General features: G+C 68.1%; 21 protein-coding genes and 1 pseudogene. 15 read left to right on the top strand and 7 right to left on the bottom strand.

The genetic code is table 11. The features are described from left to right. Positions 1 to 272 (bottom strand): transposase (locus FNM00_RS18985; RefSeq protein WP_221933584.1); only part of this gene is annotated, 272 nt, incomplete at its 3' end. Between the two features lie 98 nt (positions 273 to 370). Then, positions 371 to 930: pseudogene (locus tag FNM00_RS19175) on the bottom strand (transposase); the annotation flags it as partial. Here FNM00_RS19175 and FNM00_RS05015 point away from each other — a divergent pair. The 8 genes from FNM00_RS05015 (at position 924) to FNM00_RS19165 (ending at position 6,048) form a co-directional block, all read left to right on the top strand. Beyond that, a complete protein-coding gene (locus FNM00_RS05015) occupies positions 924 to 1,907 on the top strand; it encodes a type I restriction endonuclease (RefSeq protein WP_143912038.1) in 984 nt (327 codons plus the stop codon). The pseudogene FNM00_RS19175 and the gene FNM00_RS05015 sit on opposite strands and share 7 nt — an antisense overlap. A gap of 64 nt (positions 1,908 to 1,971) precedes the next feature. Then, positions 1,972 to 2,799, top strand: a complete 828-nt coding sequence (locus FNM00_RS05010) for a PHP domain-containing protein (protein ID WP_143912036.1) — start codon at positions 1,972 to 1,974, stop codon at positions 2,797 to 2,799. Between the two features lie 72 nt (positions 2,800 to 2,871). Continuing rightward, positions 2,872 to 3,531: an SRPBCC family protein gene (locus tag FNM00_RS05005; protein ID WP_143912035.1), complete on the top strand. Its 660-nt coding sequence runs from the start codon at positions 2,872 to 2,874 to the stop codon at positions 3,529 to 3,531. Beyond that, positions 3,528 to 4,229 (top strand): DUF4166 domain-containing protein, encoded by a 702-nt coding sequence (locus tag FNM00_RS05000; protein ID WP_143912033.1) that lies wholly within the window; start codon positions 3,528 to 3,530, stop codon positions 4,227 to 4,229. The genes FNM00_RS05005 and FNM00_RS05000 overlap by 4 nt, the downstream gene beginning before the upstream one ends. Further along, positions 4,226 to 4,636: a hypothetical protein gene (locus FNM00_RS04995; RefSeq protein ID WP_143912031.1), complete on the top strand. Its 411-nt coding sequence runs from the start codon at positions 4,226 to 4,228 to the stop codon at positions 4,634 to 4,636. Before FNM00_RS05000 ends, FNM00_RS04995 begins: the two co-directional genes overlap by 4 nt. Positions 4,637 to 4,640: 4 nt before the next feature. Beyond that, complete coding sequence (locus tag FNM00_RS04990) at positions 4,641 to 5,261, top strand: TetR/AcrR family transcriptional regulator (RefSeq protein ID WP_221933583.1); 621 nt, start codon at positions 4,641 to 4,643, stop codon at positions 5,259 to 5,261. A 50-nt stretch (positions 5,262 to 5,311) separates the two neighbouring features. Beyond that, positions 5,312 to 5,761 (top strand): hypothetical protein, encoded by a 450-nt coding sequence (locus tag FNM00_RS19170; RefSeq protein WP_246065063.1) that lies wholly within the window; start codon positions 5,312 to 5,314, stop codon positions 5,759 to 5,761. Continuing rightward, the gene (locus FNM00_RS19165) at positions 5,758 to 6,048 is read left to right on the top strand and encodes a transcriptional regulator (protein ID WP_205197561.1); all 291 of its coding nucleotides are present in this window, start codon (positions 5,758 to 5,760) and stop codon (positions 6,046 to 6,048) included. Before FNM00_RS19170 ends, FNM00_RS19165 begins: the two co-directional genes overlap by 4 nt. A 135-nt stretch (positions 6,049 to 6,183) precedes the next feature. On the opposite strand, the gene FNM00_RS04980 is transcribed toward FNM00_RS19165, so the two are convergent. Beyond that, positions 6,184 to 7,014: an alpha/beta fold hydrolase gene (locus FNM00_RS04980; RefSeq protein WP_143912028.1), complete on the bottom strand. Its 831-nt coding sequence runs from the start codon at positions 7,012 to 7,014 to the stop codon at positions 6,184 to 6,186. Continuing rightward, the gene (locus FNM00_RS04975) at positions 7,014 to 7,772 is read right to left on the bottom strand and encodes an SDR family NAD(P)-dependent oxidoreductase (protein WP_143912026.1); all 759 of its coding nucleotides are present in this window, start codon (positions 7,770 to 7,772) and stop codon (positions 7,014 to 7,016) included. Before FNM00_RS04975 ends, FNM00_RS04980 begins: the two co-directional genes overlap by 1 nt. 82 nt (positions 7,773 to 7,854) lie before the next feature. Here FNM00_RS04975 and FNM00_RS04970 point away from each other — a divergent pair, with 82 nt between their 5' ends. Then, a complete protein-coding gene (locus FNM00_RS04970; RefSeq protein WP_185972974.1) occupies positions 7,855 to 8,610 on the top strand; it encodes a ParA family protein in 756 nt (251 codons plus the stop codon). After that, positions 8,603 to 9,241, top strand: coding sequence for a L,D-transpeptidase (locus FNM00_RS04965; protein ID WP_143912022.1), 639 nt, complete (start codon positions 8,603 to 8,605; stop codon positions 9,239 to 9,241). The genes FNM00_RS04970 and FNM00_RS04965 overlap by 8 nt, the downstream gene beginning before the upstream one ends. A 284-nt stretch (positions 9,242 to 9,525) precedes the next feature. On the opposite strand, the gene FNM00_RS04960 is transcribed toward FNM00_RS04965, so the two are convergent. Then, a complete protein-coding gene (locus FNM00_RS04960; protein WP_246065062.1) occupies positions 9,526 to 11,118 on the bottom strand; it encodes a DEAD/DEAH box helicase in 1,593 nt (530 codons plus the stop codon). On the opposite strand from FNM00_RS04960, the gene FNM00_RS04955 reads away from it, so the two are divergent. Further along, a complete protein-coding gene (locus tag FNM00_RS04955) occupies positions 11,117 to 11,812 on the top strand; it encodes a ferritin-like fold-containing protein (RefSeq protein ID WP_143912019.1) in 696 nt (231 codons plus the stop codon). The genes FNM00_RS04960 and FNM00_RS04955 overlap by 2 nt on opposite strands. A 152-nt stretch (positions 11,813 to 11,964) precedes the next feature. Here the strand turns inward: FNM00_RS04955 and FNM00_RS04950 are convergent, their stop codons facing one another. Further along, positions 11,965 to 12,192, bottom strand: a complete 228-nt coding sequence (locus tag FNM00_RS04950) for a DUF3107 domain-containing protein (RefSeq protein WP_143912017.1) — start codon at positions 12,190 to 12,192, stop codon at positions 11,965 to 11,967. A gap of 2 nt (positions 12,193 to 12,194) precedes the next feature. Beyond that, complete coding sequence (locus FNM00_RS04945) at positions 12,195 to 12,836, bottom strand: TetR/AcrR family transcriptional regulator (protein WP_307837206.1); 642 nt, start codon at positions 12,834 to 12,836, stop codon at positions 12,195 to 12,197. A gap of 127 nt (positions 12,837 to 12,963) precedes the next feature. On the opposite strand from FNM00_RS04945, the gene moeZ reads away from it, so the two are divergent. From moeZ to FNM00_RS04925, 4 genes are read left to right on the top strand one after another with little or no spacing between them, the layout of a single operon-like run. After that, positions 12,964 to 14,136 carry an adenylyltransferase/sulfurtransferase MoeZ gene (moeZ, locus tag FNM00_RS04940; protein ID WP_143912013.1) on the top strand — a complete coding sequence of 391 codons (1,173 nt, stop codon included), beginning with the start codon at positions 12,964 to 12,966 and terminating at the stop codon, positions 14,134 to 14,136. A 53-nt stretch (positions 14,137 to 14,189) separates the two neighbouring features. Beyond that, complete coding sequence (locus FNM00_RS04935; RefSeq protein WP_246065061.1) at positions 14,190 to 14,441, top strand: MGMT family protein; 252 nt, start codon at positions 14,190 to 14,192, stop codon at positions 14,439 to 14,441. A gap of 12 nt (positions 14,442 to 14,453) precedes the next feature. Beyond that, positions 14,454 to 17,639 carry an ATP-dependent helicase gene (locus FNM00_RS04930; RefSeq protein WP_143912009.1) on the top strand — a complete coding sequence of 1,062 codons (3,186 nt, stop codon included), beginning with the start codon at positions 14,454 to 14,456 and terminating at the stop codon, positions 17,637 to 17,639. After that, positions 17,636 to 20,770, top strand: a complete 3,135-nt coding sequence (locus FNM00_RS04925) for an ATP-dependent helicase (protein ID WP_143912007.1) — start codon at positions 17,636 to 17,638, stop codon at positions 20,768 to 20,770. The genes FNM00_RS04930 and FNM00_RS04925 overlap by 4 nt, the downstream gene beginning before the upstream one ends. Positions 20,771 to 20,774: the final 4 nt, after the last annotated feature.

Here is a 20,774-nt window from a genome sequence, read left to right as displayed (position 1 = left end):
TGAGACAGGTAGGCCGCCGCTCGACGCAGAACCTCGTTCTCTTGCTCCAGCAACCGGTTGCGACGCTTCAGCTCGCGCAGCTCTGCCACCTCGCTGGCGCTCACACCGGGCCGGGTGCCGTCCTCGACGTCGGCGGCCTTCAGCCAGTTCGTGAGCGTGGCCTCAGCGATGCCGAAGTCCTCAGCGATCTGCTTCAACGTGGTCTTCGAGTCTCGCCCACGAGCGACCGCGACCACGTCATCGCGGAACTCTTGCGGATAGGGAGCAGGCATAGCGACATCCTCTCCTCTGATGCTGCGCACCAGAAGTCAGTTGTCACCTACGGCTGCATCACGCCCTTGTGGTGCGAGGCGGTGATCCCCGCGACTTGGCAGAGCCGATGGACACGGTTCTCGCCGACCGTGATGCCGTGCTCATCGGCGAGCTCGTCGGTCAGGAACCGATAGCCCAAGGTCGGATCGTCGGCATGGACCTCGAGCAGGACATCGATCAGGTGGGCGTCGTCGTAGTCCCGCTGACTGACGGGGTCCTTGAGCCACTGGTAATACCCCTGGGGCGAGAGCCCCAGCACCCTGCACGCCACCGCGACCGGCACCCGAACAGGGGCACCGGCCGCGGCCATCTCACGGACGAGCGGGAAGACTATTTTCCCGGCAGGTTCGCCTGCGACAGATACGCAGCCGCCCGCCGCAGGACCTCGTTCTCCTGCTCCAACAGCCGGATCCGCTTCTTCGCCTCACGCAGCTCGGCACGGTCGGCCTCGGTCAGACCAGGGCGGTGGCCGTCCTCAATGTCGGCCTTCTTCAACCAGTTCGACAGCGTTCCTTCGGAGATCCCGAAGTCCTTCGCGATCTGGGACAACGGAGCCTGGCCCTGACGGGCCACAGCCACGACATCGTCGCGGAACTCCTTCGGATAGGGCGCTGGCATGTCGACATCCTCTCCTGCGAGAAACGAATCCTCACACGTCAGGTGTCAACCAAACTCGGGGCAGACCCAAGCGCGGTGAGAAGATCGACTACGCCATTATGAATGAGGGCGAGGTTCAGATCCTGATCGAGTGCAAACGTCATGGTGACGAACTGAGCCTCCGGCATGCGTCGCAACTGTTCCGCTATTTTGCCGTCACGCACGCTCGTATCGCCCTGTTGACCAATGGCGATGACTACCATTTCTACACCGATCTGGACGCTCCGAACCGGATGGACGAGAAGCCGTTCCTGGTATTGAAGGTAACGGACTTGGATGCAAACCTGATCCGGGAGTTGGCGAAACTCGCCAAGGGAACCTTCGACCTCGAATCGGTGCTCAATGCCGCTGAAGAGCTCAAGTACATCGGCGAGCTGAAGAGAGTGCTCGGTGCTCAATTCGTGGAGCCGGATGTGGAGTGGGTACGATTTCTCACTTCACAGGTATATGGCGGGTCGTTCACTCAGCGAGTCCGTGACCAGTTCACCGGCTTAGTCGTCAAAGCCCATAAGCAGTTTCTCGCAGACCGGGTGAATGACCGGCTCAAGGCCGCCTTGGGTGGCCAGGCGGTGGAGCCGGTGTCCGCCGCGAGCTCTCTCAGTGAGCCGGTTGCCGAAGCAGATCTTGAACAGTCGGAGAATCGCGACGGCATCACCACGACACTCGAAGAGTTAGAGGCCTTCCAGATCGTGCGGGCCATCGTTTGCAGCGAAGTCGCGGTAGGTCGCGTGGCTCAGCGCGATACCAAGTCGTACTTCGGGGTCTTGCTCGACGACAACAACCGCAAGCCCATCGCCAGACTCCACTTCAATACCTCTCAGCGGTACCTGGGAACGTTCGATGAAGACAAGAACGAGACGCGACATCCGATCGAGACTCTCGAGGAGATCTACGACCACGCCGAGACCTTGCGCCAGACGGTCCACTACTACGACTGACCGATGCGCCGTGCGGGCTTGTGTCATCGCCGCTGATGGAGGATACATGCCCTAGCCTGGGGGCGTGCGCATCGACCTTCACACGCACTCGAATCGTTCCGACGGCACGGACACTCCTGCTGAGCTCGTCCGCAACGCGCGCGAGCGCGCCGGTCTGGACATCGTGGCGTTGACCGACCATGACTCCACCGCGGGCTGGGAGGAGGCCCAGGCGACCGCCGATGATGTCGGCGGTATCCGGGTGGTGCGAGGGATCGAGATCTCCACGCGATACGCGGGTGCGAGCGTGCATCTGCTCGGCTACGAATTCGATCCCTCCTATGCGCCCCTTGTCGAGGAGTTGGAGCGAGTGCTCGGTGGCCGCGATGACCGCCTGCCGCTGACGATCGCGCGGTTGAACGAGCTGGGCTATGCGATCACGGAAGAAGACGTACGCGCCGTCGCGGCCGATGCGATTTCCTCGGGGCGTCCGCACATCGCCGACGCGCTGATCGCCAAGGGTTACATCGCCTCGCGTGAGGAGGCCTTCGCCACCCTGCTCTCGCCGGGCAAGCCCGCCTATGTCGACCGCTATGCCGCCGATCTTCCGCGGGCCATCGAGCTGCTGGTCGCAGCGGGTGGATGTGCGGTGATCGCCCACCCGTGGGCGCGGGAGAGCCGTGAGGTCCTCGACCTGGGGGTGTTCGCCGATCTCGCGGACATCGGTCTTGCGGGCATCGAGGTCGATCACAACGATCACGATGCGAAGGATCGCGAGGCGCTCGCGGGCATGGCGGACGAACTCGGCCTCATCCGGACCGGGTCGAGCGACTATCACGGCACGGGCAAAGTGGGCTTCCCTCTCGGCGCCAATCTGACGGATCCCGAACAGTTCGCCCGGCTGCTGGGCTGAATCCACCACTTGAGCAACCGCTCAATATCTTGTAATCTCCTTTTTGATCGACTGCTCAAAAAGGAGATGTTCATGTACCGGAGGATCTACGTCGAGACCCGGATCGACGCTCCGATGGCCCGGATCTGGCACCTCACGCAGGTGCCGAGCAATCACGCGCGATGGGACCTGCGATTCGGGAGCATCGTCGCCACGGCGCCGGGCCGGTTCCGCTATTCGACCTTCGGCGTCCACGGCCTCGGCGCTCATGCCGGGACTCGCGAGCGTGCGGACGGAGGAGCAACCTCCTCACTGCGCTTCGCCTCCTCGCATCGCCTCTCGCCGATCGCTCAGGGGTCGGGCTACTGGCGTTACGTGCCCACCGGCGAGGGCGGGGTGAGGTTCCTGACCGGTTACGACTACGAGCCCCGCTATCGCGGTCTCGATCGTCTGGTGCGACCGCTCATGGGGTGGGCGACGGCATGGTCCTTCGATCGTCTGCGACTGTGGGCGCAGACCGGCCAATCGCCGCGGCTCTCGCTCGTCTTCGCGTTGCTGGACGTCACCGCCAGGGTGATGCCCGTCCTTCTCCTCGCCGCGTGGTCGGTGCCCGCGGCTGCAGCGGTGGCGCTGCTGGCGTTGCGTCCGGTGCCCTCCCGCGTGCCCTCGGCGCGCCGGTGCCTGCGGACACCTCCCGACAGGGCCTCGGCGTCCGCGCCGAGGCAGTCGGCCCAGCTGGAGGCGCCGCGATGAGCATCTTCCGACAGGCGCTCGGGGACTCCTTCGACGAGTTGCATCCCGCGATGCAGCGGCGTTTCGCGCTGGTCCCCGGTCAGCGCAGTATCGGCCGTGGTGTCATGAGCCGGATCTGGCGAGGCCCCGCCTATATGACACCGTTCCTCGCGCTCGGCGCGACCCGGCATCTGCTCTTCTCCGAGTGCGGCACCGATATCGGTTTCACGATCGAGAACTGCGGCTATCGGGACACCTTCGGTCGCGAGGCCGTGTCCTTCGTGCGGACCTTCGAGCTGGCGCCCGGCCTGCGACGACGTTTCGACGCGGCGATGGTCCGCGATCCCGAGCGTGGCATCGTCGACTTCCTCGGCACCCACCACCATGTCGCCGCGGCGCTCGAACTCGAGGTCCGCGACGGTGGTCTCGAACTGAGCAGTACGGCGCAGTCGATCGCCCTGGGTCGCTGGTGGCCCTTGCCCGCGTGGGCGACGGGGCACGCTCGGGTGCGCGAGTCCTACGACGAGAGCTCCGGGCAGTACGTCATCGCGGTGCGGGTCGACCATCCTCTCTGCGGTCCGATCTTCGGCTACGAGGGCCGCTTCACGGCCGAGTTCGACACGGGACCGCCGCCCGCCGCCGTGATGCCCACGCGTGAGCGACCGCTCCCGCCCTCGCGCCGATCGCGAGTCCTCAGCGAACCGCAGCTCGTACGATGACGCGCCCGTGCATCGTCTTCCGTGGCATCGTCGCCGGCTGTGTCGCGGGTGGGCTCTCAGGGGTCGCGGTCGCCCTGATCGCAGTGCTCGGCGAGGGCGGGGCGATCAGGATCGCGGCCGCCTGTGCCTTCATCGGCGCGGTATGGGGCATCCCTATCGGGCTCATCCTGTCCGTTCCCGGCACGCTGGTCGCTGCGGGGCTGTATCCCGTGCTCGCGGAGTACTACGGCGACATCGTCGCGAGGCTGGGCACGGTGGTGGCCGTCGGCATCGCCACCGGTGGGTGTCTCGTGCTCTTCGGCATGTCGGCTTTCGCCATCGTCATCGTGCCTGTCGCGATGATCGCCGCCCTGGTCGGGCTCGGTCGGTCTCGAGGGTCCGGCTGCCGCTGCTTCGTTCTAGGCTGAGCGGGTGACCACGCCGAAATCGCAGGAGACCAAGCGCCGGCTCGTGCATGCCACCATCGAGGCCATGCGCGTGGACGGCATCGCGAAGGTGTCCGCTCGGACGGTGGCCGAGCGAGCGGGGCTCGCACAGGGGCTCGTTTTCTACCACTTCGGCAGTGTCGCCGAGCTGATCGGCGCGGCTTGTCTGGCCGCCACGCAGGAGCGGGTCGACCGCTACGCCACGCAGTTCGACACGGTCGACAGCTTCTCCGGGCTGGTGGACCTCGCCGCCCGCGTGCGGCGTGAGGAACGCGAGGCGGGCAGCGTCGCGATCCTGGGGCAGGCGCTCGCCGCCGCGCAGACCGATCCGGCGATGGCGGAGGTGTCGAGGGCGGCGCTGGACCTGTGGACCGAACGCGTGCGAGAGGTCGCCCAGCGCCTGCTCGTGGGCTCGCCCTTCGGTGAGCTCGTATCGGCCGGCGAACTCGCGGATCTGGTCTCGTCGTCCTTCATCGGCATCGAGCTCACCGCACCGGTGCGCGCCGCGGAGTCGGACGGGGCGCTGGCGACGCTCAGCTCGCTGGCCAGCACGCTCGACGGCCTCGGGCCGGTCGCGCGGCGGGCGATCCGGGCCGCACTTCGCTGACTTTCCTCATCGGCTTGCCGTGATGGAAAGTCAACGTTAGAGTTTCCGGTATGGAAAGTCAAGATGCATTCGACGACGACGCTGCGGCGCGCGAGGCGCTGGCATCCATCGAGGACGTTCGGGCCGGGATCGCCGATCGCGCGGCCGCCCCGACGGGCTTCTACGCCTACCTCGGGGTAGGCGCGGCCCTGCTGACGGTGTCGATGGCGGCACGCGGGTGGCAGCCCGTGATCTTCGCGGTAGCCCTGGCGATCGTGCTCAGCTCCGTCTTCTGGTATCGACGCAGCACCGGTACCTGGGACTTCGGCAATCCCTTCGTTCGCGAGGCATGGCGCTACTGGCTGATGATCGTGCCCTTCGCGATCGGTCTCATCGTCGCCGCCATCACCCAGAGTCTGGTGGTGGCCACGGTGTTCGCGGTGGTGACCGTGCTGCTCTGGACCGTCGTCGGGCCGCAGTGGGATCGCGACTACCGGCGCGCGCTGCGGGAGGCCTCGTGAGTACCGGCGTCGAGGGCTTCGACACCGTGATCCACGCGCCGCACCGGCTACAGATCTGTGCCGCCCTGGACACGGTCGGCCAGGTGGAGTTCGCGGCTCTCCGCGAGGTGCTGGGGGTGAGCGAGTCCGTCCTCAGCAAGCAGGTGAAGGCCCTCGACGAGGCCGGATACGTCACCGTCACCAAGGGCACCCGGGACCGGCGAGTCCGCACCTGGGCATCCCTGACCACAGAGGGCCGGCGCGCCTATCGCGATCACGTCGCGGCCCTGCGCGCCATCGTCGGCTGATCCCCGGGCGGTCGCGCTCAGCTTCCCTCGTCCGCGAGTGGTGCAAGTTCGCCCCGGAAACACTGATTCAAGGGCGAATCTGCACCACTCGTGGGGGCAAGGGCGGGGCGGGACGAAGCCGGCGAGTCCCGATGCTCAGCTGATGAGGAAGGGCAGCCAGGCGTCGATCAGCGCCCCGGGAGACTCGACGGCGGGCGAGTGGCCCGCGTCGGGAACGATGACGACGTGGGTGCCGAGCCGTCGCGCCATCTCCTCCTGCGCCTCGAAGGACCATGCGTCGTCATTCTCCCCACGGCCGACCCACGTCCGCACCCCTGTGCGCGCGACATCGTCGATGATGTCCGGCGCGTCGATCAGCGCCTGGGTCATCGCCGCGAGGGCCGCCTGCGACTGCGAGGTGAAGCGACGCGCGAGGAAGGCGGTGATCTGGGCCGGCCGCTTGATGCCCTGCTCGCGCAACTGATGGATCTTCAGCAGCGGAAGCTGGCCGATCGCGGCGATGACGTGTTTGAGCGGACGGGTGGGGGAGTCCCCGAGCGCACCCGGACCCGTGCACAGCAGGCTCAGCGAGGCGGCGAGCTCAGGGGCCGTCACCGTGGCCTGCTGGGCCACGAGGCCGCCGAAGGAATGCCCCAGGAGATGGAACGGGGCGGTGCCGAAGGCAGTCTCGGCAAGGGCCAGGGCATCCTGGGCGAAGCCGTCGAGGCTGTAGTCGTCATCCGGCTCGCCGGGGGTCTCGTACTGGCCGCGCTGGTCGTAGGCGAGGGCATCGAAGCCGTGCGCCGCCAGCAACGGCAGGATCGGGGTGAAGTCCTCCTTGCTCCCCGTCCACCCGTGGACCAGCAGGATCGACCCACGCACCTCCCCGGCAGGAGCCGCCCGATGCACCGCGTGCTCGCAGCGTTCGGACGCGATCCGCGTCACCTCGACACCGTCCGGGATAGCCAGGGTCTGCGGGACGCTCATCAGCGACCTCGCTTCGCCGCGGCCGCGACGAGCCGGATCGGCGCGTGCCTGGCGAGCGTGGACAACGCCCGGTACCTGGCGGTCGGCACCGACAGCGCCTTCCCACGACGCAGATCGCGGAGCGATGCCGCCGCGACCTCGTCGGCTTTCAGCCACATCCAGTCCGGGATGCCGGAGATATCGGCGTCCATGCGCTGATGGAACTCGGTGCGGGTGAAGCCGGGGCAGAGCGCCTGCACGACCACACCGGCGTCTGCGTACTGCAGGTGGGCCCACAGCGAGAGATTCACCAGCCAGGACTTGTGGGCCGAATAGGCTCCCCGCGGGGTGAAGGCTGCGACGCTCGCCACGTTGACGATCGCCCCGTAGCCGCGCCGAGACATCGCTTTGAGCGCCGCGTCCATCAGGTGCATCGGAGCGCGCACCAGCAGATCGAGCTGACGATCCTCCAGGGCGATATCGGTGGCGCCGAACCAGCCCGCGATCGACGCGCCGGCGTTGTTGACCAGCAGGCCGATCGGCCGTGAGTCGTCGGCCAGCCGTGTGGCGACCCGGTCGAGCGCGCCGGAGTCGGTCAGATCGGCCGGCAGGGTCTCGACGTCGACGCCGTGGGCGCGGCGCAGTTCGTCGGCGAGCTCGGTCAATCGATCCTCATCGCGCGCGACCAGAACGAGGTCCACGCCCTCCGCGGCGAGTTGCCGGGCGAAGGCCTTACCGATCCCCGCTGTCGGTCCGGTGACGAGGGCACGCGCAGTCATGGCGCCAGCATGCCACCCGCGCGATGCGGTGTCCGATGTGGATCGACCGCGCGGCCGGTGGCGACGATGGCACAATGGGCACGTGACGACGACCATCGCGTTGGCGAACCAGAAGGGCGGCGTGGCCAAGACCACGAGCGTCGCCTCCCTCGGTGCTGCGCTCGCGGAGGAAGGCCAGCGGGTGCTCGTCGTCGATCTCGATCCCCAGGGGAGTCTCACGTTCTCGCTGGGCATCGATCCTGAGGAGCTCGATGTCACGGTCGGGGAGGTTCTGCTCGGCAAGGTGCCCGCCATCGAGGCCATCCTGGAGACCGACGACGGCGTCGATCTCCTGCCGGCGAGCATCGCGCTCACGCAGGCCGAGGAGCAGCTTGTTACCCGGACGGGTCGCGAGCAGCGGCTCCGAGTCGCGCTCGACAAGGTGCGCTCGGACTACGACTGGATCCTGCTGGACTGCCCGCCGGCGCTCGGCGTGCTGACGGTAGGTGCGCTCTCCGCCGCCGACGAGGTCGTCATCCCCTTGCAGGCTGAGACGCTCTCGCACCGCGGCGTCGGCCAGCTGCTCGACACGATCTACGACGTGCGTCAGTTCATCAACCCCGATCTGGTCATCCGGGGCGTGCTGGCGACGATGTACGACGGCCGCACCCGGCACGCGCAGAATGTCCGCACGGCGATCGCCGAGACCTACGATCTGACGGTCCTCGAACCGCCCATTCCCAAGTCGATCCGCTTCGCCGAGGCACCCGCGATCGGCCGCTCCATCCTCGCGACATCGGTGAACCACAAGGGTGCGGACGCCTATCGAGCGATCGCCCGGGGGTTCCTGGATGGGTAAGCACCGTCGCAACTCCCACCGGATGCGGGCCCGCGGAACCATGTTCTTCGGCTCGGTGACCGTCTCTCTCGCGGTGGGGCTGACGGCGATCCTCGCTCCGTCGTCGAGCGCCGGTGACGCCGACGAGACTCCCGCGCTGGTCCGTGCGACGCTGCCCGTGCTGGCCGAGGAGGTTGCCCCGTCGGCCGAGCCGCAGCCCGAGGAGCCGGCTGCGGAGGACGCGGTGCCGGCCGTTCCGGCCGACTCAGGCGAGGGCCGCCGGGTCGTGTTCAGCCAGGACGATCAACGGGTGTGGCTCGTCGAAGACGATGGCACCGTCACGTCCACGTATCTGGTCTCCGGCAGCCGCTTCGACAACCTCGACCCGGGGTCCTATGAGGTGCGGGCCCGATACCGGAACGCCACGAGCTTCGACAACTCGGGCACGATGGAGTACTTCGTGGAGTTCACGACCGGCTGGAGCGAGCCGATCGGCTTCCACGCGATCCCGATCGATCACGACGGACAGCTTGAGCAGTCCCTCGACCAACTGGGCGAGGCGCTCTCTGCCGGCTGCATCCGGCAGAACATCGAGGATGCCGCGTTCCTCTGGGACTGGGCGCCGATGGGCACGCCCGTCATCGTCGTCTGATCCCTTCCGCCGCATGGGCGGTGAATCATCCCGTACCGCTGCGCTGGTCGGTGAGCCATCAACCACTGACTCTCGTTGCTCGCGATAGGTGAGGCGACGAAGGATGTGACTCTAGGGCTGCTATAACGACCGCAGAATCACATCCCTAGTCCCACGGCGACGAAGGATGTGACTCTGCGGTCGCCATGACGACCACGGAATCAGATCCTTCGTGGCCGGGATGGCCTGGATGGCGCGAGTGGTGCAGGTAGGTGATGGCCCACCGCCCATCGAGGCGGGAGCCGTCAGTCGTTGGAGCTGGACGCGGGAGCCGAGGCGGCATTCCCCTCGCCCGAAGCACCGCCGGAACGGCGGCGTCGGCGGCGACGTCGACGTGGCTGACCATCCTCACCTCTCCGAGGCTGACTCTCGCCCGAGGATGTCTGTCGCGCATCGGCGGAGGATTCCGGCGACGTCCCCGACCCACCGGACGACCGACGGCTGCGCTGACGATTACGCGACGATCCGCCGGACCCCGAGCCTGAGCGGTCGCCCTGCTTGGGCTTCGGCTCCCTGGGGGCGGCGGGCTTCAGACGTCCCTTGACGTTCGGGTCGATGCCGAGATCGCGGAAGAGGTGCTCGGAGGTCGAGTAGGTCTCCTCGGGCTCCTCGAAGGGCAGATCGAGCGCGGTGTTGATGAGCTTCCAGCGCTGGATATCGGCCCAGTCGACGAAGGTCACAGCCGTGCCACTCGCGCCCGCGCGACCGGTGCGGCCGATGCGGTGCACATAGGTCTTGTCGTCCTCGGGGCACGTGTAGTTGATGACGTGCGTGATGCCGGCGACATCGATGCCGCGCGCGGCGACATCGGTCGCGACGAGAATGCTCACCTCGCCGTCGCGGAAGCCCTGCAGGGCCTTCTCGCGCGCCTTCTGCGCCATGTCGCCGTGCAGGGGCGAGGCGGGGAAGCCGCGGTCGGCGAGGTCGTCGGCGACGCGTTGCGCCTGGCGCTTGGTGCGCGTGAAGATGATGACCCGGCCCACATCGTCGGCCTGCAGGATGCGCGCCACGACCTCGGGCTTGTCCATGTCGTGCGCCTGCCAGACGAACTGGTTCGTGGCGGGAACCGTCTGGTTGGCCTCGGCGGACTCCGCCCGGATGTTCATCGGGTGGTGCATGTGCTTGCGGGCCAGCGACACGATCGCGCCGGGCATCGTCGCACTGAATAGCATGGTCTGGCGGGTCTCGGGGGTGCGCGCGAGGATGGCCTCGACATCGGGCAGGAAGCCCAGGTCGAGCATCTCATCGGCCTCATCGAGGACCAGCGACTTGACGTGGCTGACGTCGAGGGCGCCTCGGTTGATGAGGTCGAGGATGCGCCCAGGAGTGCCCGTCACGATGTCGACACCGGTCTCCAGTGCCTCGAGCTGGGGCTCGTAGGGGACGCCGCCGTAGATGGTGAGATTGCGGGTGCCGCGGTTCTTCGATGCGGTGTCGACGTCCTTGGCGACCTGCAGGGCGAGCTCGCGCGTCGGGGCGACGATGAGCGCCTGAGGCTTGCCCGGTGCGGCGAGCTCGTCATAGTCGGCATCGCCGGGGACGATGGTCCGCTGGATGACCGGAATGGAAAAGGCGAGGGTCTTGCCGGTGCCGGTGCGCGCCTGGCCGATGAGATCGGTGCCCATGAGCCCGACCTGCAGGGTCATCTCCTGGATCGGGAACGCGGTGGTGATGCCGACATCAGCCAGGGCATCGGTGATGGCGGTTTCGACGCCCAGCTCGGTGAAAGTAGTCAGGGTTCTTCTCGGATTTCTTCTCTGACGTCCGCGGACGTCGCACGTCTGTATCGTTCGGGCGGCCTCACATGGCGCGCCGTGCCGCGCTACGCTGCGGTGCATGACCGCCGCCGTACCGAACGCCTTCGATGACCCAGCCTACCGTCAAGGCGTCGTCGAGTTGCTGGGCCTGCTGGCCTATGGCGAGATCAGCGCCTGGGAGCGGCTCGCCGAGGACGCCAAGATGGCCCCGACGCTGGCCCAGGAGGCCGAGGTCGCGGCGATGGCATCCGCGGAGTGGGAGCACTTCGCGCAGCTGCGCGATCGGCTCTTCGCACTGGGGGAGGACCCCTACGCCGCGATGCTGCCGTTCCAGCCGATCTTCCAGCGTTTCCACGCCCGTACACAGCCGGAGGACTTCCTCGAAGGACTGCTCAAGGCCTATGTGGGGGACGGCCTCGCGGCCGACTTCTATCGTGAGATCGCCGCGTTCCTGGACGCCGAGACGCGTGAGCTCGTGCTCGACACGCTGAGCGGCACGGGACACTCGGAGTTCGTCGTCGATGTCATCCGCGATGCCATCGCCGAGGAGCCTCGAGTCGGCGGCAAGCTCGCGCTGTGGGGCCGCCGGTTCATGGGTGAGGCGCTGAGCCAGGCCCAGACGGTGGTGGCCGAGCGCGACGCGCTGACCGCGGTGCTCGTCGGCAATGCCGACCGGCCGGGCGCCGTCATGGATCTCACGGTCATCGGGCGCATGTTGACCCGCCTGACCGAGGCCCACACCGAGCGCATGGACAAGCTCGGCCTCGCGGCCTGAAGCCCCGACTCGGTGCGCCGGTGACGGTAGGTCATCAACCTTTCCGTCCCAGCAGCGGTAGGCCGTCAACCCTATTGCGGACGGATAACGTTGACGACGTACCGCCAGCTCGTCCGTAAGGTTGAAGGTCTACCGCCGCCCGACACAGGGGGTCAGCCGCCGATGCCGAAGCCGACCTTGCGACCGCTGTCGGAAGTGAAGTACAGGTAGGCGACCTTGTCGGCCGGGACGGCGACCGTCCGCCCCTTGGCATCGCTGAGGGTGAAGACCGTCTCCTTCTCGATCGCGGTGTTCAGCTCGCCCAGCACCTCCTCGGGCGCGGCGTCGGTCTCGACGGACAGTTCACGAGAGGCGTTCTGGACGCCGATCTTGACCTCCACGGTCATTCTCCTTCAGTGGGTTGGCGATGAGGATTGGGGAAGCCGCCGATACCGCGCCAGGCGAGCGCCGAGACGAGCTGGACGGCTTCCTCGCGGCCGAGGGTGGATTCAGCGGAGAGCCAGTTTCGGGCACCGACGTGGCCCATGCCTACGAGGCTCACCGCGAGCAGCTGAGCGGCGGCATCGGGCAGATCGGTGTCCTCGCTGATGACCTCCGCGATCGCCGAGGCCGATTCGCTGATCACGCGGTCGACGATGTCGCGGACCTCGGGATCATTGGTCAGGTCCGAACCGAACACGAGGAGGAAGGACTGCCCTTGAGCGTCGACGTAGTCGAACCACAACTCGATCGTGGCCTGCACGCGCCGGCGGTTGTCGGTGGTGGAGGCCAGGGCCGTGGTGACGCCGGCGATGATCTCGTCCGCCGAGGTGGTCAGCAGGGCGAGGTAGAGGTCGAGCTTGCCGGGGAAGTGCTGGTACAGGACCGGTTTGGAGACACCGGCGCGCTCGGCGATCTCGTCCATCGACGCGGAGTGGTAGCCCTGCTCGACGAAGACCTCGCGCGCGACTCCCAGCAGCTGCGCTCGACGGGCATCGCGAGGCAGTCGGCTGGTGCGGGGACGGGCATCGGCGGGGGAACTCACCACGCCAGCGTAGTGGGTGGGCGTTCATGATCCGGACAGCCTCCGGCCCGTGCTCGCCGGCAGGGAACAATAGGCACGTCCGCATGGTTGTACCGACATCAGCACCCCAGGGGAGAAGGAGAGACCTTTGGTAGCCCCACTCGTGGAACCCGCCGACGAACTCACGATCGACGAGGTCCGCCGTTACAGTCGCCATCTGATCATCCCCGATGTCGGGATGACCGGCCAGAAGCGCCTCAAGAACGCCAAGGTCCTCGTGATCGGCGCGGGCGGGCTCGGCAGTCCTGCGCTGCTCTACCTGGCCGCCGCCGGTGTCGGGACCCTCGGCATCATCGACGACGATGTCGTCGACGAGTCGAATCTGCAGCGTCAGGTCATCCACGGCCAGTCCGATATCGACAAGCCCAAGGCGCTCAGCGCCGCGGAGTCGGTGGCCGAGACCAACCCGTATGTGAAGACGATCGTGCACCAGGAGCGCCTGGACAACGACAACGTCCTCGACATCTTCAGCCAGTACGATCTGATCCTCGACGGCACCGACAACTTCGCCACGCGTTATCTCGTCAACGACGCGGCCGTGATCCTCGGCAAGCCGTACGTGTGGGGCTCGATCTACCGCTTCGAGGGCCAGGTGTCGGTCTTCTGGGCCCAGGAGGGTCCGCAGTACCGCGACCTGTACCCCGAGCCGCCGCCGCCGGGCATGGTCCCGTCGTGCGCCGAGGGCGGCGTGCTGGGCGTCCTGTGCGCGTCCATCGGCTCGATCATGGTCACCGAGGCGATCAAGCTCATCACCGGCATCGGCGATCCGTTGATCGGCCGCCTGATGGTCTACGACGCGCTCGAGATGCGCTACACCACCCTCAAGATCCGCCGCGATCCCGAGGGCGTGCTGCCGACCGAGCTGATGGACGACTACGTGGCCTTCTGCGGTGCGGTCAGCGAGGAGGCTGCCGAGGCGGCCGCGGGCTCGACGATCAGCGTCCAGACCCTCGACGGCTGGCTCAAGGAGCGCTCCGACGGAGGACGCGACTTCGCGCTCGTCGATGTCCGTGAGCCGAACGAGTACGAGATCAACAAGATCCCGGGCTCGGTGCTCATCCCCAAGGGCGACGTGCTCTCGGGCAAGGCCTTCGAGCAGCTCTCCCAGGACAAGCAGGTCGTGCTGTACTGCAAGTCCGGGGTGCGCTCGGCGGAGGCCCTGGCCGTGCTGAAGGGGGCGGGCTACTCCGACGCGGTCCACGTGGGCGGCGGCGTGTCGGCCTGGGTCGATCAGATCGATCCTTCGCAGCCGGCCTACTGATCGGTGAGTGAGCGGCTCTGAGCGAAGAGTTCGATGAGCGTGTCCTGGCCCGGGTGGAAGCGATTCCCCCGGGCCAGGTGCTCACCTACGGCCTGATCGCCGAGGAGATCGGTCAGGGCGGACCGCGTCAGGTCGGCCAGGTGATGTCGCGACTCGGTCACCTCGTGTGCTGGTGGCGCGTGGTGCGCGCCGACGGCACACTCCCGGCGCCGCTGATGATGGAGGCGCAGGAGCACTGGGCCCGCGAATCCACCCCCGTGAAGCGGGGACGCGTGGATGTTCCCCGCGCTGTCGGTGGCATCTGATTGCATGTGAGCATGTCCCTGGAGTACCGCGTCGTCGCGCCCGACGACACCCCCGCGATCGCCCCGCGGCTCGATGCCAGCCAGCAGGCCGTCGTCGATCATCGCGGCGGGCCGTTGCTGGTGCTCGCCGGTCCCGGGACGGGCAAGACCACCACCATCGTCGAGGTCGTCGTCGATCGTCTCGAGCGCGGTGAGCTGAGTCCCGACGAGGTCCTCGTGCTCACCTTCAGCCGCAAGGCCGCGGAAGAGCTGCGCGCGCGCATCGGTGCTCGCCGCACCGCCACCGCATCGGCCGTCTCGGCGCTGACCTTCCACTCCTTCTGTTACGCACTGGTCCGCGAGTTCAGCGACCCCGAGACGTATGCGGCGCCCGCCGACCTGCTGACCGCACCGGAACGCGATGCGGTCATCACCGAGCTGCTGGCGGGCCATGACACCGCCTCCTGGCCCGCCGCGCTCCGCGAGGCGCTCCGCACGCGTGGCTTCGCTGCCGAGATCGACGGGTTCATGGGTCGTCTCGCGGCCGAGGGCCTGACCGTCGACGATCTGCGGCAGCTGGCGGCCGAGCGCGATAGGTCGGACTGGGCGCGCCTCGCCGAGGCCATCGAGGAGTACGAGCAGGTCACCGCCCTGGCCAACCTCGCCGACTACTCGACACTGGTCACGTCGGCGCGGCGGATGCTGGACGATCCCCGTACCGCCGCTGAGCTGCGTCGTCGTTTCAAGCTCGTGGTGGTCGACGAATATCAGGACACCGATCCGATGCAGGTGGATCTGCTGCACGCGCTCACCAGCGGCGGGCAAGGGCTCATCGCGGTCGGCGACCACGACCAGGCGATCTACGGATTCCGCGGGGCCGATCCCGCCGGGATCCTGCGTTTCACCGATCAGTTCGGGGTGCCGGGTGCCGCAGCCGAGGTCATGGCGCTGCGCGTGACGCGCCGGTTCGGCCCACGGGTGCTAGCGGCCGCACAGACCGTTCTCGGCGGGAGCGGACATCCCGGGAGCCTCGACCCGCAGGTCCTGCGCCGGCACCGGGAGGTCGCATCGGAGGCTCCCTACGAAGGCGAGGTCCTCGTCGAGACCTACGCTTCGGCCACCGCGGAGGCCGAGCACATCGCGGAGGTCCTACGCCATGCTCATCTCGAGGACGGCTGGGCGTGGTCGCAGATGGCCGTGCTCGTGCGTTCGGGCAGCGATCTGTCGAGGCTGCAGCGAGTCCTCGTCCCGGCCGGTGTCCCCGTCGAGGTCGCCGGCGACGAGGTGCCCCTGGTCGCCGAGCCCGCCGTGCGGGCGCTCTTGTCGGCGCTGGAGGCGGCCGACCTCGTGGCACGGGGTTTCCCCCTCGATCCCGAGCATGCCCAGACCTTGCTGACGGGTCCGCTCGCCGGCCTCGATGCTCCGGCGCTCCGCCGGGTCGGGCGGGCGCTGCGCCGCCGCACCCCGGATCGCCGTTCACCCGAACTGATCGCCGATGCCCTGCTCGATCCGGCGATGCTCGGTCTCGGCCGGCTGGAGCCGGCCACCTCCGAGGCGGTGGAGCTCGCCCGTCGTCTCGCCGTCCTGCTGCGTCGCGCGGCTCGGCAGATCGACGAGGGCGAGCCGCCCGAGCAGGTGCTCTGGACCCTCTGGGACGGGACCGGTTGGCCGGCCCGCCTGCGCGACCAGTGGGAGGAAGGCGGCGAAGGCCGACTGGCGGCCGACCGCGATCTCGACGCGGTCGTCGCTCTCTTCCACCACGCGGCTCGAGGTGAGGAGCGCAAGCGGCGGGTCGGAGTGATCAACTTCATCGCCGACCTGCGTGCCCAGCAGATCCCTGCCGACCAGCTCGTCACCAGCCAGATGCGTCCCGATGCCGTCCGGCTGATGACGGCGCACCGGGCCAAGGGGCTCGAATGGCCGCTGGCGATCGTCGCCGGGGTACAGGAGGAGCGCTGGCCGGATCTGCGCTTCCGTGGATCGTTGCTCGGCGCGGAGAACCTCGCGGGCGAGCATGCCAGCGAGCGGTCCGAGAGGCTGCGCGAGGAGCGGCGGCTGTTCTATGTCGCCTGCACGCGGGCGAGTCGTCGCCTGGTCGTCACGGCGGTCGAGACCCCCACCGACGATGGCGATCAGCCGTCTCGCTTCGTCCGCGAGCTGCTGGCTGCGGGTTTCGGCCCGCAGGATCGGGCCGAGTTGCCCCGCGCTCGCCCGCACCGCCCGCTCTCACTGCGAGCAGTCATCGCCCAGTTGCGACGCTACGGCGATGCGAGCGACCCCGCCGTGAGGTCCGAGGCAGCCGCGATGCTGGCCGAGATCGCGCGGCACGATCTCTGGTCCGGTCGCGCCGCGCATCCGGATCGCTGGTGGGGCGTGCGGGAGCTCACCGTCAATGAGGAGCCGATCAAGGACCCGGAGTCGCCCCTCAGACTGTCGGGCTCGTCCGTCGGCGACATCACGAGTTGCTCGCTCAAGTGGTTCCTCTCGCGTGAGGTGCGCGGCTCGCGCGCGAGTTCCACGGCTCAGGGTTTCGGCCTCATCGTGCACGCGCTCGCCGCCGACATCGTCCGTCGTGGCGAGGATGCCCCCGATGTCGAGGCGATGATGGGTCACCTCGATGCCGTCTGGGGGCAGTTGGATTTCGCCGCTCCGTGGATCAGCGAACGCGAGAAGGGCGCGGCCCGTGAGGCACTCGTGAGGTTCGCGCGTTGGCACGCAGCCAATCCCCGCCGGGTGATCGCCGCGGAGCACGAGTTCTCGGTCGAGCTGGAGCTGGACGGTGAGCGCGCGGTCTTGCGTGGGTCGATGGACCGTGTCGAGCTGGACGCCGATGGCCGAGTGCACGTGATCGACCTCAAGACCTCCAAGAACCCTCCTCGAGGTGCCGATGTCGCGGAGCATCCGCAGCTGGGCGTCTACCAGCTCGCTGTGCAGCACGGTGCGGTCGAGGATCTTGCCCCGGGGGCGCCCGTAGGCGGGGCCGAGCTGGTTCAGCTGCGTGCGGCGGCCGGAGCCAAGCATCCCGACGATCCCAAGGTGCAACCCCAGGACGCCCCCAGCGACGACGAGCCGTTCTTCGCCCTCGACCTCATCCGCACGTCGGTCGAGACCATGCGGTCCGAGCGCTTCGCGGCAATGCCCCAGACGTGTTCGTTCTGCGAGTTCGAGACCGTGTGTCCCGCCAAGACCACCTTCACCGTCGGTGGTGAGGCGACATGAGATTGCTGACATCGCCGGATCAGCTGCGCGAGGTCCTGGAGATCCCCTTCAGCGACGAGCAGATGGCGGCCATCGTCGAGCCACCGCACCGTCAGCAGGCCATCATCGCGGGCGCGGGATCGGGAAAGACGGCGGTCATGGCGGCTCGGGTCGTCTGGCTGGTGGGCTATGAGGAGATCGACCCGGCGACGATCCTGGGGCTGACCTTCACCGCCAAGGCCGCCGGTGAGCTGGCCATGCGCGTCCGTGCCTCGCTGATGCGGATCGGCGACTTCTCCGAGCACGGCGAGCCGACGATCTCGACCTACCACGCCTTCGCCGGCACGCTGATCGCCGAACACGGACTTCGCCTGGGGGTCGAGCCGGATCTGCGCGTGCTCGCCGACGCCACCCGCTTCCAGATCGCGGCGCGTGTCGTGCGCGACCACACCGGCACCCTCACACATGTCTCCGCGTGGATGCCTACCACGATCACCGATCTTCTCGCCCTGGACGGGCAACTGTCCGAGCATCTGGTGGGCACGGACGAGCTACGGGCCTTCGACGAACGCATGATCGCCGAGGCCGAGTCGGTCGCCAAGCAGCTCAAACTGCACCGTGACGTGGCCGCCACCTCGCGCAAGCGCATCGAATTGTCACGGCTCGTCGACGACTATCGTGCGGCCAAGCTCGAGGCCGGGGTGATGGACTTCTCCGATCAGATGGCCTGGGGGGCGCGGCTCGCTCAGCTCCCGGAGGTCCAGCAGAGCCTGCGCGACCGATTCGACGTGGTCCTGCTCGATGAGTACCAGGACACCTCGGTCGCGCAGCGCGATCTGCTGCGAGCCGTCTTCGCCGGACAGGGCATCAGCGCCGTCGGCGATCCGGCGCAGGGGATCTACGGCTGGCGGGGTGCGGCCTCGGGCAATCTGGCGGCCTTCCTCGACGACTTCGCCGGTGAGAAAGACTCGCCCGGCACCCGGCATGCTCTGTCGGTGACTCGGCGCTGTGCCCCCGAGATCATCGATCTCGCGGCGGTCGTCGCTCGCGAGTACTACGAGGACGATGCCGTCAAGCCGATCGTCACTCCGTTGCGGGCAGCTCCGGAGAATCCGCCGGGCGAGGTCACGGTCGCCCTGCACATGGGTGTCGCGGAGGAGATCGACGCCCTGGTGGATGCTGTCGCGGCCGCGGGGGAGCGCGCGCGAGAGACAGGAGCCGATCACCTCTGGCGTGACATCGCGATCCTCGTGCGGGCCACCGCCGAGAACACCGAGATCGTCCGAGCGCTCCGGGCCCGGCAGATCCCCGTCGAGATCGTCGGGCTGACCGGCTTGCTGAGTCAGCCGGAGATCTTGGATGTCTTCGCGGTGCTCGAGGTGCTCGACGATGTCACCGCCAATCCGTCCATGCTGCGCCTGCTGGCGGGCCCGCGGTGGCGTATCGGGGATCGCGATCTCGCCCTCCTGGGCCGTCGCGCGGCCGATCTCGGTCGCGTCTGGACGGCCTCGGGGGCTGACGCCGAACAGCCCGACGAGCAACTCCTCGCCGATCTGGCGGAGGCGACCGCAGGAGCCGATCCCACCGAGGTCGTGTCGCTGGCCGAGGCCGTCGAGGACCCGGGCGATCTGCCGTATTCGGACGAGGCGCGGCGGAGGTTCGCCGATCTCGCGTCCCTCCTCGCGAGGCTGCGCCGGCATGTGCACGAGCCGCTCTCGGATCTCGCTCGCCGGGCGGTCGCCGAGCTCGATCTCGATGTCGAGCTCACGGTGTCGGGGGCGGGTTCGGACAATCTGGCGCTGCTGCTGGACGCGATCAGCGACTACGCCCAGCACGACCGCTACGCATCGCTCACCGGGCTGCTGGCGTATCTGCGCGCCGAGACCGATTTCAACCGGGGCATGGAGCTGTCGGCTCCCTCGGAGGCCGACTCCGTCAAAGTGCTGACCATCCACAAGTCGAAGGGCCTGGAGTTCGACGAGGTCTTCGTGCCCTTCGTGTCCGCCGGGGTGTTCCCCGATGACAAGGGGCGGTCTCGCTGGATCTCGAATGCGAGCGTGCTTCCGGTCGGGCTGCGCGGCGACGCGGCCTTCGTGCCGGACCTCGAGGAGCTCTCGCGTGAAGGCGAGGAGGACTTCAAGCGACGCAACAAGGCCGATGCGCTGATGGAGGAGATCCGGCTGGGCTATGTCGCCTTCACCCGTGCCCGGTATCGCCTCCACGTGAGCGGTCATCGGTGGGGGCGGACCCAAGTCAGGCCGCGCCAGGTCTCGCGGTTCCTCTCCGATGTCCGCGAGTGGCTCGCCGAACGCGGAACCGAGCCCCTCGTCTGGGCCGCGGAGCCGGAGGCCGATGCGACCAATCCGCATATCGACGACACCGTCTACGCCTGGCCGGTGACCCTGCGGGGGATGGAGTCGCGCCGAGCCTTCGCCGGCGAGGTTCGCTCGCACCTGAAAGCCACGGAGGCGCTACCGCTCACGGTGCATCCGGAACTCCAGCAGATCCGTGCCGAACTGGATCTGCTGATCGAGGAGGCGGAACGGGCCCAGGACCAGGTCGTCGAAGTTCCGCTGCCCGACACCCTCTCCGCCACACAGACCCTCGCGCTCGCCGAGGACCCGGACGCGTTCGCGCGTTCGCTCGCTCGCCCGTTGCCACGGCGTCCCTCGGGCGCCGCGCGGTTCGGCACGCGGTTCCACGCCTGGATCGAGGCCCGCTACGGCCAGCAGACCCTGCTCGACCCGGAGGAGCTGCCGGGCGCCCCGGGCACGGATATCGTCGACATCTCCGATGACGGTGAGCTGGAGGCACTGAAGAAGGCCTTCGAGTCGGGTCTCTTCGCCGACCGGGAGCCGGCGGCCGTCGAGGTCCCGTTCACGCTGCGGTTGGGGGGCCAGCAGGTCCTCGGCCGGATCGACGCGGTCTTCACCACCGACGATGGTTTCGAGATCGTCGACTGGAAGACCAATCGACGCGCCGATGCCGACCCCCTGCAGCTGGCGGTCTACCGGCTCGCCTGGGCCGAGATGCACGATATCGATCCGGCACGCGTGACAGCGGCTTTCTACTACGTGCGCACCGACGAGCTCCAACGTCCCGACGAGCTCCCCGGTCGCGAGGAGCTGGCCATCCGGCTCGGGCTACGGTGAGCGG

Origin of the sequence: Aeromicrobium piscarium, from assembly GCF_007421815.1 — a bacterium.
Classification (GTDB): Bacteria; Actinomycetota; Actinomycetes; order Propionibacteriales; family Nocardioidaceae; genus Aeromicrobium; species Aeromicrobium piscarium.
Note: the sequence above shows the minus strand (reverse complement) of the source record. Positions and strands in the feature narration are given on the sequence as shown.